This window comes from Tardiphaga sp. 285_C5_N1_2, assembly GCF_052076065.1.
Lineage (GTDB): Bacteria > Pseudomonadota > Alphaproteobacteria > Rhizobiales > Xanthobacteraceae > Tardiphaga > Tardiphaga robiniae.
This window is the reverse complement of record NZ_CP197241.1, coordinates 661630-674970: the sequence shown is the minus strand read 5'-3', so window position 1 is coordinate 674970 and position 13341 is coordinate 661630. Positions and strand designations below refer to the sequence as shown.

Annotated in this window: 10 protein-coding genes; 6 read left to right on the top strand and 4 right to left on the bottom strand. The window is 61.4% G+C overall.

Annotated elements, in window-relative coordinates; all coding sequences use genetic code 11:
* Positions 1 to 53: 53 nt before the first annotated feature.
* Positions 54 to 1022 carry an arginase gene (gene rocF / locus AB7951_RS03155; protein ID WP_120287065.1) on the bottom strand — a complete coding sequence of 323 codons (969 nt, stop codon included), beginning with the start codon at positions 1020 to 1022 and terminating at the stop codon, positions 54 to 56.
* A gap of 127 nt (positions 1023 to 1149) precedes the next feature.
* On the opposite strand from rocF, the gene glgX reads away from it, so the two are divergent.
* Complete coding sequence (glgX, locus tag AB7951_RS03150) at positions 1150 to 3255, top strand: glycogen debranching protein GlgX (protein WP_120287066.1); 2106 nt, start codon at positions 1150 to 1152, stop codon at positions 3253 to 3255.
* A gap of 143 nt (positions 3256 to 3398) precedes the next feature.
* The gene (locus AB7951_RS03145; RefSeq protein WP_439059826.1) at positions 3399 to 4247 is read left to right on the top strand and encodes a transglutaminase-like domain-containing protein; all 849 of its coding nucleotides are present in this window, start codon (positions 3399 to 3401) and stop codon (positions 4245 to 4247) included.
* Between the two features lie 62 nt (positions 4248 to 4309).
* Here the strand turns inward: AB7951_RS03145 and AB7951_RS03140 are convergent, their stop codons facing one another.
* Together AB7951_RS03140 and AB7951_RS03135 are read right to left on the bottom strand one after the other, a co-directional pair.
* Entirely contained in the window at positions 4310 to 5833 is a 1524-nt protein-coding gene (locus tag AB7951_RS03140) for a permease (RefSeq protein WP_120287068.1), read from the bottom strand.
* Positions 5830 to 6618 (bottom strand): ABC transporter ATP-binding protein, encoded by a 789-nt coding sequence (locus AB7951_RS03135; RefSeq protein WP_439060543.1) that lies wholly within the window; start codon positions 6616 to 6618, stop codon positions 5830 to 5832. Before AB7951_RS03135 ends, AB7951_RS03140 begins: the two co-directional genes overlap by 4 nt.
* Positions 6619 to 6843: 225 nt before the next feature.
* Between AB7951_RS03135 and AB7951_RS03130 the strand changes: the two genes are divergently transcribed.
* The 4 genes from AB7951_RS03130 to AB7951_RS03115 all read left to right on the top strand — a co-directional run bounded on the left by AB7951_RS03130 (position 6844) and on the right by AB7951_RS03115 (position 12333).
* Entirely contained in the window at positions 6844 to 7539 is a 696-nt protein-coding gene (locus AB7951_RS03130; protein ID WP_120287070.1) for a Crp/Fnr family transcriptional regulator, read from the top strand.
* Between the two features lie 64 nt (positions 7540 to 7603).
* The gene (locus AB7951_RS03125) at positions 7604 to 8008 is read left to right on the top strand and encodes a response regulator (RefSeq protein ID WP_120287071.1); all 405 of its coding nucleotides are present in this window, start codon (positions 7604 to 7606) and stop codon (positions 8006 to 8008) included.
* Between the two features lie 194 nt (positions 8009 to 8202).
* Positions 8203 to 10164, top strand: coding sequence for a methyl-accepting chemotaxis protein (locus tag AB7951_RS03120; RefSeq protein ID WP_120287996.1), 1962 nt, complete (start codon positions 8203 to 8205; stop codon positions 10162 to 10164).
* Between the two features lie 90 nt (positions 10165 to 10254).
* Positions 10255 to 12333 carry a UvrD-helicase domain-containing protein gene (locus AB7951_RS03115; RefSeq protein ID WP_441255656.1) on the top strand — a complete coding sequence of 693 codons (2079 nt, stop codon included), beginning with the start codon at positions 10255 to 10257 and terminating at the stop codon, positions 12331 to 12333.
* On the opposite strand, the gene AB7951_RS03110 is transcribed toward AB7951_RS03115, so the two are convergent.
* Positions 12330 to 13241: a LysR family transcriptional regulator gene (locus AB7951_RS03110; RefSeq protein WP_120287073.1), complete on the bottom strand. Its 912-nt coding sequence runs from the start codon at positions 13239 to 13241 to the stop codon at positions 12330 to 12332. The two genes, AB7951_RS03115 and AB7951_RS03110, sit on opposite strands and share 4 nt — an antisense overlap.
* Between the last annotated feature and the right edge of the window lie 100 nt (positions 13242 to 13341).

The window sequence follows — 13341 nt, the reverse complement described above, 5'->3', positions numbered from 1 at the left end:
ATGCGTAACGCGCGCAAAGACCCGGAACCAATCGAGGTTTTGCCTACCGCGAGCTAGCCGGGCGGTATAATTGCGTTGCTCGGTGTCGGCCGATCGGTGATCTGCTGCCCGAACAGGCTGCCGACCAGCTCGACCATCACCCGTGCGGTACGCCCGCGCTCGTCGAGAAACGGATTGAGCTCGACGACATCCAGCGAGCACATCAGCCCGGAATCATGCAGCAGCTCCATGATCAGATGCGCCTCGCGATAGGTGGCGCCGCCGGGCACCATGGTGCCAACGCCGGGCGCTGCCGCGGGATCGAGGAAGTCCACATCGAAGGACACATGCAACACGCCGTTGCGCGCCTTGACCCGCTCGATGACGCGGCGGATCAGGACGCCAACACCGAACTCGTCAATCTGCCGCATGTCTGCGATGGCCACCTTGCGCGTGTGGACTAGCTCTTTCTCGAGCTTATCGATGGAGCGGATGCCGAACAGATCGAGATTATCGGGCTTGATCGATGCGCGCGGCTCAGCGCCGAGTAATCCATCCAGACCGGGCTCGCCGCACAGAAAGGCCGCGGACATGCCGTGCATGTTGCCGGTGATGGTCGTGTGCGGCGTATTGTAATCGGCATGCGCGTCGAGCCACAGCACGAACAATTCGCGCCCCTGCTCGTGCCAGTGCCGCGCCACGCCATTGACCGATCCCATAGACAGGCTGTGATCACCGCCCACGAAGATCGGCAGCGCGCCCGATTTGGCAAGCGCGTAGGCACGCGCACTCAGCGCCTGGATCCAGCTCTGGATCACACGATAATGCTTGGCATTCTCCGGCGGCGCATCGGTCGACAGAGGCACAGACGGTGGCATGAGGTCACCGTGGTCTTCCACCTCGAAGCCAAGCTCTTCCAGCAGCGGCCCCAGGCCTGCCGTCCGCATGGCCGCCGGCCCCATCAAGGTCCCGCGCTGCGAGGCCCCGACTTCGACTGGCGCGCCCAGCAATGCGATGCGTTTGTGATGGGAGACGTCGGTCATAAGCAAAACTCCGGGCTAGCGACCCTCGCAGGCCAAGATATATTCCGAAACAGCCTGTTTGCATTGCAACGGAAATGCGGCGGCGCAGTTATCCCGCGCATTTTCATCACCAGACAGTGGGGCAATCGTGACGCACAGAGTAGTCGAAGAAGGTCTCCCCTATCCCTTTGGCGCGCATTGGGACGGAAAGGGCACCAACTTCGCGCTCTTCTCGGCCAATGCCACCAAGGTCGAGGTCTGCCTGTTCGACGGCGACAAGGAAACGCGAATCGAGCTGCCGGAATATACCGACGAGGTGTTTCACGGCTACATCCCCGACGTCGGCCCCGGCACCTTTTACGGCTATCGCGTCCATGGCCCCTATGAGCCAGAAAAGGGCCATCGCTTCAATCCGAACAAGCTGCTGCTCGATCCCTATGCCCGCGCCCATGCCGGGCAGCTCGAATGGAATCCGGCTGTATTCGGCTACAAGATGGAGAGCGGCGACGACACCACCTTCGACGAACGCGACTCCGCCCCGTTCATGCCGAAATGCGTGATTGTCGATCGCGACTTCGACTGGGCTGGCGAGGCCGGCCGGCAGCCGGTGCCATGGGACCAGACCATCATCTACGAGACCCACGTCAAGGGCTTCACCAAGCTGAATCCCGACGTGCCCGAGAAGCTGCGCGGCACCTATGCCGGCTTCGGCAGCAAGCCTGTGGTGGATTATCTCTGCGGCCTCGGCATCACCTCGGTCGAGCTGCTTCCGATCCATACTTTCATCAATGACGACTATCTGCTGAACAAGAAGCTGGTGAATTACTGGGGCTACAATTCCATCGGCTTCTTTGCGCCCGATCCGCGCTACGCATCGGACGTGCCGAACTCGCTGCGCGAGTTCAAGGAGATGGTGTCAGCGCTGCATGCCGGCGGGCTCGAAGTCATCCTCGATGTCGTCTATAATCACACCGCCGAAGGCAACGAGCTTGGCCCGACTCTGTCCTTCAAGGGCATCGATAATGCCAGTTATTATCGGCTGCTTCCGGACAAGCCACGCTATTACATCAACGACACCGGCACCGGAAACACAGTGAACCTGTCCAATGCCCGCGTCATCCAGATGGTGGCGGACAGCCTGCGCTACTGGGTGCGGGAGATGCATATCGACGGCTTCCGCTTCGATCTCGGCACCATTCTCGCGCGCGAAGTCTACGGCTTCACCGAACAGAGTGGCTTCCTGAAAGCCGTCGATCAGGACCCATTGCTGACGACAGTGAAGTTGATCGCCGAACCCTGGGACATCGGCCCCGGTGGTTATCAGGTCGGCGGTTTCCCACCCGGCTGGGCGGAATGGAACGACAAGTTTCGCGATACTGCGCGTGACTTCTGGCGCGGCAAAGCGCCGGTCGCGGCACTGGCACCGCGTCTCGTCGCGTCTGCGGACATGTTCAACCATCAGGGTCGCCGCGCCTGGGCCAGCGTCAATTTCGTCACCGCTCACGACGGCTTCACGCTGAACGATTGGGCGAGCTACAACGAGAAACACAACGAGGCCAATGGCGAGAATAACAAGGACGGCTCCTCCAACAACGCCTCATGGAATTGCGGCGTTGAGGGCCCGACCGACGACAAGGCCATCATCGCCCTGCGCGAGCGCCAGAAGCGCAACATGCTGGCGACGCTGCTGTTCTCGCAGGGCACGCCGATGCTGCTCGGCGGCGATGAATTCGGCCGCACACAGAACGGCAACAACAACGCTTATTGCCAGGACAGCGAGATTTCCTGGTTCAACTGGAGCCTGACGACCGAGGGCAAGGACCTGCTCGCTTTCACCAAGCGGCTCATCAAACTGCTCGGCGGCTGCTCGGTCCTGCGTCGCAGCCGCTTCCTGACCGGCGAGCACGACCCCGACCTCGATGTTCGCGACGTGACATGGATCAACGCCAATGGCCGCCCGATGGAAGACGCACATTGGAAAGACGGCAACATGAAATGCTTCGGCATGCTGCTGGACGGCCGTGCGCAGAAGACCGGCATTCACAAGCCGGCGGAGGATCAGACCATGCTGATGATTCTCAACGGCTTCGAAGGACTGGTCGATTTCACGATGCCCGAGGCGTTTGGCGGACAGGCCTGGGAACTTCTGGTGGATACCAACATTCCCGATACGAAGGGTGGCGAGGATTTCCCGTTCGGCCATATGTATCAGGTGACCGCCCGCTCGCTGCTGCTGTTGTCCCTGAAGAAATAGCTTATGGCGCGGCGGGGCTGGAGCGGCCTCGCTGCCCACATTTTCTGCACATTCCTGTCACTGAACCTCGGAACGATGTTTGGTGACTACACTTGTCTGGCAACGATGAATTACGGATTTGCCGAGCTAGTGGAGACGTAAAAGTGAAGATTCGCGCGGGCTACGACATCGCTTTCCAGTGTTTGCAGGAAACGCCCATGATCCTGATGCTTAGCATCCATCCTTCGCGCGCGAAGGATCTGCAGAGCCCACATCGCATCCAGTTTTCCCATGACGTACAGGCGCATGACTATCTCGACATGTTCGGCAATACCTGCACGCGCATCGTCGCACCGCCCGGACTGATCGAGATCAAGAATGACTTTCTGATTTCAGATAGCGGACTGCCGGATGCTGCTCCGCCATCAGGGCCGTTGCAGGCGGTTGGCGAACTGCCTGACGATGTCATGGTCTTCCTGCTCGGCAGCCGCTATTGCGACACGCAGAAGCTGTCAGATCTTGCCTGGTCGCTGTTCGGCCATATCGAAGACGGCGCGGCGCGCGTCCAGGCCATTGTCGATTACGCGCATCAGCGCATCGAATTCGGCTATCATCATGCCCGCAACGATCGCACCGCCTTCGAAGGCCATGAAGAGCGTATCGGCGTGTGCCGCGACTTCGCCCATCTGGCGGTCACGCTGTGCCGCTGCATGAACATTCCGGCGCGCTATTGCACCGGCTATCTCGGCGATATCGGCGTGCCCATCGATCCCGCGCCGATGGACTTCAGCGCCTGGTTCGAAGTCTACCTCGGAAGCAAGTGGTACACGTTCGATGCGCGTCACAATCATCCGCGCATCGGGCGCATCGTGATGGCCCGCGGTCGCGACGCTGCTGACGTAGCGATCTCCACCAATTTCGGCCCGACGCCGCTGGTGCGTTTTACCGTGGTCACGGAGGAGGTTTTTAGCGAAGCCACCCCCGCCATCACGCCGATGTCGATGGTGGCCTGATCGTCGTCTCGAGACCGTTGTAAATTTCAAAGCCACCCGTATCCGCGGGTGGCTTTGTTATTTCAGGTCCTGACAGGACTGATCTTCCACGTCAGCGCCATGAGACCTGCCGTCATGGCACCCGAGATCACCGAGGCAATCGGCAGCACCAGTGCCAGCGCCGCTGTCGCAGCCCAGCCGATCGACGAGAAAGCTTCGGCGAAGGTCGCAATGCGCGATGACGTCTGACGTCGCCTGAACTGGCTGCGCCGCGCCTGCACCCTGAACCAGAGCTGGATGGCGGTAGCCGATCCCGCGGCCACGACGGTCGCCAGCGCTGTCACTGCCGCCAGCCGCGGCGAGACCAGCGCGAGACCCACGACCATCGGCGTGAACACGACAGCTATGATGACCAGCACGACTTCGATCTTGGCCGTGATGATCGTGTTTGCCAGAAGCGGCGCGGTTGTGACCAGATCCGCAGCGTCCTCACCGGAGATCGTCAGCCAGGCTAAGCCGCCGGCGAGCTGACCCGCGGCCATCACGATCACCGGCGCCAGCACGATGAACGCGCCTGCCCCCTCGCCGAAACTGCGCCACAGCATCAGGGCTGGCGGTAACAGATACAGCAGCTGCATCAGAGTTTGCGAGACCAGCCACGGATCGCGCCACAACAGGATAAACTCCTTGCGGCGCAAGGCGTTACGTCGAGAGCCCGGTCGAAACCGTCTTGCGACTTTCTTGCGTCGAACTTGCGCCAATGGCACGGCACTGGCCACGTAGTTGCTGAAGCGCGGCGAGAAGATTGCCATGGCGCTTCCCAGCAGGATCAACCCGGCCGCCAGCAGCGGCACCAGTGCTGCGATATCGCCAAGCATCGCGCACGCGGGCCACCACACCACGCTGTCCGCCGCCGGCGCAAAGGCGGCTGCGGCATCGGAGGTCAGTACGGCAAAACGCGACAGCGTGCCGTAAGAGAGAATCGCCGCAACCTGCAATGCGATCACGAAACCTGCGCCAGTGACCGCCGAAATGATCTGTGCAACCAGCCGCGTCTTGGCAGGGCCGCAGAGCTGAAACAATCCGACAGTGATGGCGATAGCGCACGCAGACGCCGACAGGCCCATGGCAATGACGACAGCATAGGCGGAGAACCAGCGTGCACCGCCGCCGATCACCAGTACGTTGACAAAAGGCGTCGCCAGCAACATCGCCATCAGGGTCACCGTCAATGCGATGGCTGCGATGCGGACGGAGAACAGGTTGGTGAGCGGCGCCGGCGACGACATGATGAGATCGAGATCGGCGCGCGCGTAGAATACGCGGGTGACGGACTCGATGGCCTGCGACAGAACGAGCGCCCAGGCGAGGAAGATACTCGCCGTGATCACAATGGCCGTCGATTGATCGAGCGGCGTCTGCACATCTGCGAAACGGCCGACCACCGCATAAGCCGGCAGATGCAGGAAGATCACGAAGACAATCAGCAGAAGCGAAATGCTGCGCGGACGCCAGCGACGGCCCGCCGTGAGCATGCCCAGCATTTCGCGCCATGCCAGCCGGACTTCATGGCCGGCAAACCACATCACGCTGGCGGATGGTGTCATGCGGCAACCGGCGCGCCGTCCACCAGCGCCACGAACATGTCCTCGAGGCTGGTGTCGCCCTGTCCGTTCTGCTGACGCAATTCGGCAAGCGTACCTTCGGCGATCAGCCTGCCTGCGGCGATCACGCCGATCCGGTCGGCCATGCGCTCGGCAACTTCGAGAATATGCGTGGTCATGATTACCGTGCAGCCGGAGCGCACGCGATCCTGCAGCAGGCCTTTGACATGACGCGCCGACACGGCATCGAGCCCGGTCAAAGGTTCGTCGAGAATGATCAGCCGGGGCTCATGCACCAACGCGCCGGCCAGCGCCACCTTCTGGCGCATGCCCTTGGAGAAGCCTTCGCATCGCTCATGCAGATGTGGACCAAGACCTAACGATGCCAACAGTGCATGCGACGTGCGCTCGGCCGTTTCAGCATCGCAGCCCCATAGACCGGCAACGAATTCGAGATATTCGAGCGGCGTCAGCTTGTCATAGATCATCGGCTCATCGGACACCCAGGCCATGATCTGCTTTGCCGCAACGGGATCGGCGAGCGCGTCGATACCAAGTATGGACACCGATCCTGAATCGGGGCGCAGCAATCCCGCGACCATGCGCAATGTCGTCGTCTTGCCGGCTCCGTTGGCGCCCAGCAGCGCATAGAACTCGCCAGCACGAACCGTGAGATCGAGTCCGTCGACAGCTGGCCGATCGAAACGTTTCGTTAACCCTCGCAATTCGAGAGCAGCGTGTGTTGCGGACATGACAGACGATCTGCGCGTTAAGTTGCGTAGCAACATGGAGGGAAGTTGTTTCAAGGCAGTGAATCCGATGACGTAACTACGCCGCCTCACGCGCCTGGTGGTATCTATATGCACATCGGGATTGATGACCCCATCAATCCTCCCACTCACGCATGTGCGTTTTGATCTCTTATGCCGGCAATTTAACTAGATCTGGCGGGAACAATACAACCCTGAATAGATTTACGCTGACCTGCAAAGATCGATCTCCGGAGATTCGCGATGACACGGCTAGCTGCCTTGAAGGTTCCTGCTGTAGCCGAGTTCGATGCGCCGTATTTTCTGACCTGTCCCGGCATCGGAAGGGTTACGACCGACTACAAGAAAAACCAGAACATCTTTTGTCAGGGTGAGACGGCAGATTCTGTTTGCTACATCCTGAGCGGACGTATCAAGCTCACGGTCCTGTCCGAACAAGGCAAGGAAGCCGTCGTCGGCCTGCTCGAACCCGGACAGTTCCTGGGTGAGGGTTGCCTGAATGGTCATCCGCTGCGCACCGTCACAACGACGGCGATGGAAGACTGCACCATCGTCACCATCAACAAGTCGGTGATGCTCGCCCATCTGCGCGACGAGCCCGCTTTCGCAGAATTCTTCGTCGCCTATCTTCTGTCGCGCAACAACCGCATCGAAGAAGATCTGATCGATCAGTTGTTCAATTCAAGCGAGAAGCGCCTCGCGCGCCTGTTGCTGATCCTCGCTCACTATGGCGAGGGAGGCGCCAGCCATCCCATCGATATCGACATCAGTCAGGAAATGCTGGCGGAGATGATCGGCACTACGCGTTCGCGCGTCAGCTTCTTCATGAACAAGTTTCGCAAGCTCGGCTTCGTCAGCTATGACGGACATATTCAGGTCCACAGATCGCTGCTCGATGCGGCGTTTAACGAGAAGCCACATTTGCAACGTGGCATGTAGCGATGCGTGCGTAACCAGACAACCATGCTCCGCACTGGCGCGACGGCATCCGGGGGACCGGCAGATGGCAAGCATCCTGATCGTCGACGATGACAAGGTCGTTCAGATCTTCACCAAATTGATGCTTGAGCGCGAAGGCCACCGCGTCACCTGCGCGAGTGACGGCCCGCGCGCGCGCCACATTCTCCGCAACGCCGATTTCGATCTGCTCATCATCGATATCTTCATGCCCGGGATGAACGGGCTGGAGACGATGAAGCTGGCGCATCGGTGCCGCCCGGAGATCCCGATCATCGTCATGTCAGGTCACGCGGCCTCACCGGCAGGCGCGTTCGCGCCCGATTTTCTCGCGATGTCCACCGAGCTCGGCGCCGTCTGTCGCCTCCAGAAGCCCCTCAAATCGGCGGTTCTTCTCTCGCACGTGGACCGGTGCCTTGCGCCGGGGAATGGCTCGTCTCGGCTCCACTAGTATCGTCGCACATTCGATCACGACCGATGCTGGCATCGCCCGAAGCCAAAATCTGCTGCGGCATAATGGAATCATGATACCAGGATACCTACACATCAGAGGTAATTAAGGGCTCCTTCACTCGGCTTCCCTATTTTCACGTGGAATTTCGGTGCCGCAGCAAAATTGCTTGTCGCGGTCCAAGGGGCATGTCGATGCAAGCATTCAATTCTATTTCAGCACGTATGATTGTCGCCATCACGCTCGTCGCTGCCGGATCGTGCGGCGCGCTCGCTGCCTTCAGCATGTGGCAGCAACAGGCGATCATCGACACAGCCCTTAGTCGTGAAGCGCATGATGACTACGCCAATCTCACGGCAGCGCTGAATGCCGAAACGCGCACGCTGCTCGCAGTTGCCGAGTCGATCGCGTCGTCACAGCCGATCAAGGACGCCATCAAGGCGAACGATCGTGCCAGTGCGCTCGCGAATCTGAAGGAGGCCCATCAGCGTATCAAGCCGCGCGGCCTCGAACTGATCACCATTCAAACACCGCCGGCCATCAGCTTCGCCCGCATCCACAATCCCGGCACCTTCGGAGACAACGTTTCCGAACGCCGCAAGATGGTGGTGCAGGCGATGACCAGCAAGAAGTCGGTCGGCGGCATCGAGCCCGGCCGTGATGCGCTCAACGTCTTTGGCGTAGCACCGGCGATGGATGGTGATACCATTCTCGGCACGATCGATGTCGGCGCTCCGTTCGGCAAGACTTTCGTCGACACCATGAAGTCGCGTTTCGGTGTCGATGTCGGCATTCACCAGATCGACGGCCAGGCCGGCAAGACGCTGGCGTCCACCCTGAAGTCGGCTGCTCCGGGTGTCGATATGCTGCGTCGCGCGCTTGCCGGCGAAGTTGTGACCCAATATGGCGAACTCGACAACAAGCCCGTTGCCACGACCTTCGGCGCAATCAAGAGCTTTTCGGGCGACAACATCGCCGTCTTCGAAATCACCCGTGATACCAGCGGATATCACAGCCTGATGCGATCCTCGCTGAATTGGCTGGCCATCATTTCTGCCTGCGTGCTGCTGCTCGCCGGTGCCATCGCAACCTTCATGGGCCGCTCGATGGCGAAGCCGATCCGCGCACTCGAAACTGCGATGCGGACCATTGCGGGCGGTAATCACACGATCGCGGTGCCGGGTGCAGGCCGCAAGGACGAGATCGGCTCGATGGCCGGCGCCGTCGAAATCTTCAAGACCGGGCTGATCGAAACCGAGCAGCTGCGGGCCGCCCAGGAAGAGCAGCGCGAGCGCGCCCAGCTTGATCGCCGCGACACCATGAGTGCTCTCGCCTCGCGCTTCGAGGGCAGCGTTGGTACCGTAGTCACCGCCGTCGGTTCGGCTGCCGGCGAACTCCGCAACACCGCGCAATCGATGGCGGCCACCGCCGAGGAATCCACCCGGCAGACCGCAGCTGTCGCGGCAGCATCCGAGGAGGCCACGCAGAGCGCTCAGGCAGTCGCCGCTGCTATCGAGGAGCTCAACGCCTCGATCAGCGAGATCGCACAGCAGGTCAACGAATCTGCCCGCGTCGCCGGCGATGCGGTATCGCAGGCCAACGTCACCAATAGCGAAGTGCAGAGCCTTGCGGAGGCCGCGCAGAAGATCGGTGACGTCGTCAAGCTGATTAGCGAGATCGCTGCGCAAACCAACCTGCTCGCACTCAATGCCACCATCGAAGCGGCCCGCGCAGGTGAAGCCGGCCGCGGCTTCGCCGTCGTCGCTTCCGAAGTGAAGGCACTGGCCACCCAGACGTCGAAGGCAACGGACGAAATCTCGGCACAGGTCGGCGCGATTCAGAGTGCCACGAAGCTCTCGGTGGGTTCGATCCAAAGCATTACCTCGACCATCGGCCGCGTCAGCGAGATCGCAAGCGCCATCGCCGCCGCCGTCGAGGAACAGGGCGCAGCCACGCTCGAAATCGCCCGCAACGTCGCCGAAGCCGCCCGCGGCACCGGCGAGGTCTCGCAAAACATTGCCGGCGTCAATGACGCCGCCCGCGAGACCGGCCTCGCCGCGTCGCGCGTGGTGGAGTCGGCCGCGGACCTGTCACGCAACGGCGAAGACCTCCGCACGCAGGTCGATGTGTTCCTCCGCGAAGTGCGGGCGGCGTAATTCTTCCAGCGGCGCGCTTCGGCACGCCGCTCTTCCATTGCGAACAAAGCGGGAATCAGCGAGCGTGATTCGTCACCTCGGATACACGCCTTGCTCGCTCAAGCCTCTTATCTCGACGCCCTCAATCCAGAACAACGCCGTGCCGTCGAGCATGGCGTGTTCCCGCATGGGAACAGCATCACGTCTGCTCCGCTGTTGGTCATCGCCGGTGCCGGTTCCGGCAAGACCAACACCCTCGCCCATCGCGTGGCGCATCTGCTCGTCAACGGCGCCGATCCGCGCCGCATCCTGCTGATGACCTTCTCACGGCGCGCGGCCAGCGAGATGAGCCGCTGCGTCGAGCGCATCGCGCGCCAAGTGATGGGCGACAATACCGGCGTCATGACCGATGCGCTGGCCTGGGCTGGCACATTCCATGGCATCGGCGCGCGGCTCCTGCGGGACTATGCCGAACAAATCGGACTCGATCCCGGTTTCACCATTCACGACCGCGAGGATTCCGCCGACCTGATGAATCTGGTCCGGCACGAACTCGGCTTCTCCAAAACCGAGACGCGCTTCCCGACAAAAGGCACATGCCTCGCGATCTATTCCCGCTGCGTGAATTCCGAGACCGAACTCGATCAGGTGCTCGGCGCATCCTATCCGTGGTGCGCGGCGTGGTCAGCCGAGCTGCGCGAGCTGTTCGCCAGCTATGTCGAAGCCAAGCAGAAGCAGAACGTGCTCGATTACGACGACCTGCTTCTGTACTGGGCGCAGATGGCGAGCGAACCGCTACTGGCTAGCGATATCGGCGGTCGCTTCGATCACGTGCTCGTGGACGAATATCAGGACACTAATCGCCTGCAATCGGCGATCCTGATGGCTTTGAAGCCCAACGGGGCGGGCCTCACCGTTGTCGGCGATGACGCGCAGTCGATCTATTCGTTTCGCGCCGCCACAGTGCGCAACATTCTCGATTTTCCCAGGCAGTTCAGCCCACCCGCGCAAATCATCACGCTCGACCGCAACTATCGATCCACGCAACCGATCCTGGCAGCGGCCAATGGCGTGATCGATCTTGCGCGCGAGCGCTTCACCAAAAATCTCTGGACCGACCGCGTCTCCTCCGCCAAGCCGCAACTCGTCACCATCCGGGACGAGACCGATCAGGCCCGCGCCATCGTCGCGCGCGTGCTCGACAATCGCGAAGGCGGCATGAAGCTGAAGGAACAGGCCGTGCTGTTCCGGACGTCGTCGCACAGCGGATCACTCGAAGTGGAGCTGACGCGGCGGAACATTCCATTCGTCAAATTCGGCGGCCTGAAATTTCTCGACGCCGCGCATGTGAAGGACATACTGGCGCTGCTGCGTTTCGTGGAGAACCCACGTGACCGGGTCGCCGGTTTCCGGCTGATGCAATTGCTACCCGGTGTGGGGCCAGCTTCCGCACAGCGCGCGCTGGATCACATGATCGCGGCACCCGATCCGATCGACGCCCTCGCTCACGCGCCGGCCCCACCCCGCGCAGCAGCCGACTGGCGCGGCTTTGTCGAGGTCATCAGCGAGATCAAGTCACGCCGTGCGGGCTGGCCCGCCGAACTGGAACTGGCGCGACGCTGGTATGAGCCGCATCTCGATCGCATTCACGAGGATTCGCTGACGCGCCGCGCCGATCTTATCCAGCTCGAAGCGATCGCGTCAGGCTATCCGTCGCGCGAACGTTTTCTCACTGAACTCACGCTCGATCCGCCGGACGCGACCAGCGATCAGTCCGGCGTGCCGCTGCTCGATGAAGACTATCTGATCCTCTCGACGATCCACTCCGCCAAAGGGCAGGAATGGAAATCGGTCTATGTGCTCAATGTGGTCGATGGCTGCATGCCGTCGGATTTGGGCACCGGGACATCAGCGGAGATCGAGGAAGAGCGCCGGCTGCTTTATGTGGCGATGACGCGCGCCAAGGACGATCTGCATCTGATGGTACCGCAGCGTTTCTTCACCCACGGCCAGCACGCACAAGGTGACCGCCACGTCTATGCGTCACGCACCCGCTTCATTCCGGAAGCGCTGCTCGGCCTGTTCGAACGCACGACCTGGCCGCAGGTGGCTGCGGCAGATCCGGCGCGCGCGGCAGCACAGGGTGTGCGCATGGACATCAATTCGCGGATGCGTGCGATCTGGCGCTAGAGCTTCTCATCCCACTCCGGCACGCCGCTGAAGCGCGCCACCAGGAAATCGATGAACAGGCGCACCTTCACGGCAAGGTGCCGCGTCGGAGGATAGATCGCATAGAGCGTCAGCGGCGGCGCTTTGTAGGTATTGAGCACGCTGCGCAGAGCGCCCGCGCGCAATGCATCGCCGGCAATGAAGGTCGGCAGCAGCGCGACGCCCCTGCCCTTGATCGCGGCATCGCGCAGTACTTCAGCATTGTTGACGCAGAGCGTCCAGCTCGGCTGGATCCAGTGATCGTTGCCATCCCTGCCGGTCAGCTTCCACTGATTGCCCGTGAGCAGGAAGCCATAGGTCAGGAGCGCGTGGCTGCGCAGATCCTCCGGCAGCTTCGGCGTGCCGTATTGCTTGAGATAGTCCGGCGACGCGCAAACCGCGCGATCGATGGCGACGATTTTACGCGCGATGAGACTTGAAGACTCCAGATCGGCGATGCGAAGCGTCACGTCGAAACCGCCCTGCATCGGATCGACCTGATCGTCCGACAGCACGAGCTGGATCTGCAGCTCTGGGCACTGCGCCATGAAGTCGGCAATCGCCGGACCGAGTTGCAGCGTGCCGAACGACATCGGCGCATTGACGCGCAGCAGTCCGCGCGGCGTCGATTGCGCCTGCGCCACCGCCTGATCGGCGGCATCGAGATCGGCGAGGATACTCAGTGCCCGCTCGAAATAGGCCTGGCCGTTCTCGGTCGCGCTCGCGTGACGCGTGGTGCGGTTGAGCAATTGCACGCCGAGGTCCTGTTCGAGATCGCCGACATATTTCGAGATCGCCGAGCGCGACAGCCGCAGCTGCCGCCCTGCTTCGGAGAAGCTGCCGAGTTCGACGACTTTGACGAAGGCGCGCAGGCTGTTGAGCTTATCCATGGGGCATTCCTGACTGTCCCCAATTCATAGACAGTCATGTCACAAATGGCCAGATTGTCTTTGAACGGGGATGACCCAATTATCCCGGCAACGGAAGACG

Bases quoted from the DNA above. Each gene is read 5' to 3' on its own strand.
- AB7951_RS03110 (WP_120287073.1), bottom strand. From the start codon at position 13,241: ATGGATAAGCTCAACAGCCTGCGCGCCTTCGTCAAAGTCGTCGAACTC.
- AB7951_RS03125 (WP_120287071.1), top strand. From the start codon at position 7,604: ATGGCAAGCATCCTGATCGTCGACGATGACAAGGTCGTTCAGATCTTC.
- AB7951_RS03135 (WP_439060543.1), bottom strand. From the start codon at position 6,618: ATGTTGCTACGCAACTTAACGCGCAGATCGTCTGTCATGTCCGCAACA.
- AB7951_RS03130 (WP_120287070.1), top strand. From the start codon at position 6,844: ATGACACGGCTAGCTGCCTTGAAGGTTCCTGCTGTAGCCGAGTTCGAT.
- rocF (WP_120287065.1), bottom strand. From the start codon at position 1,022: ATGACCGACGTCTCCCATCACAAACGCATCGCATTGCTGGGCGCGCCA.
- AB7951_RS03140 (WP_120287068.1), bottom strand. From the start codon at position 5,833: ATGACACCATCCGCCAGCGTGATGTGGTTTGCCGGCCATGAAGTCCGG.
- AB7951_RS03120 (WP_120287996.1), top strand. From the start codon at position 8,203: ATGCAAGCATTCAATTCTATTTCAGCACGTATGATTGTCGCCATCACG.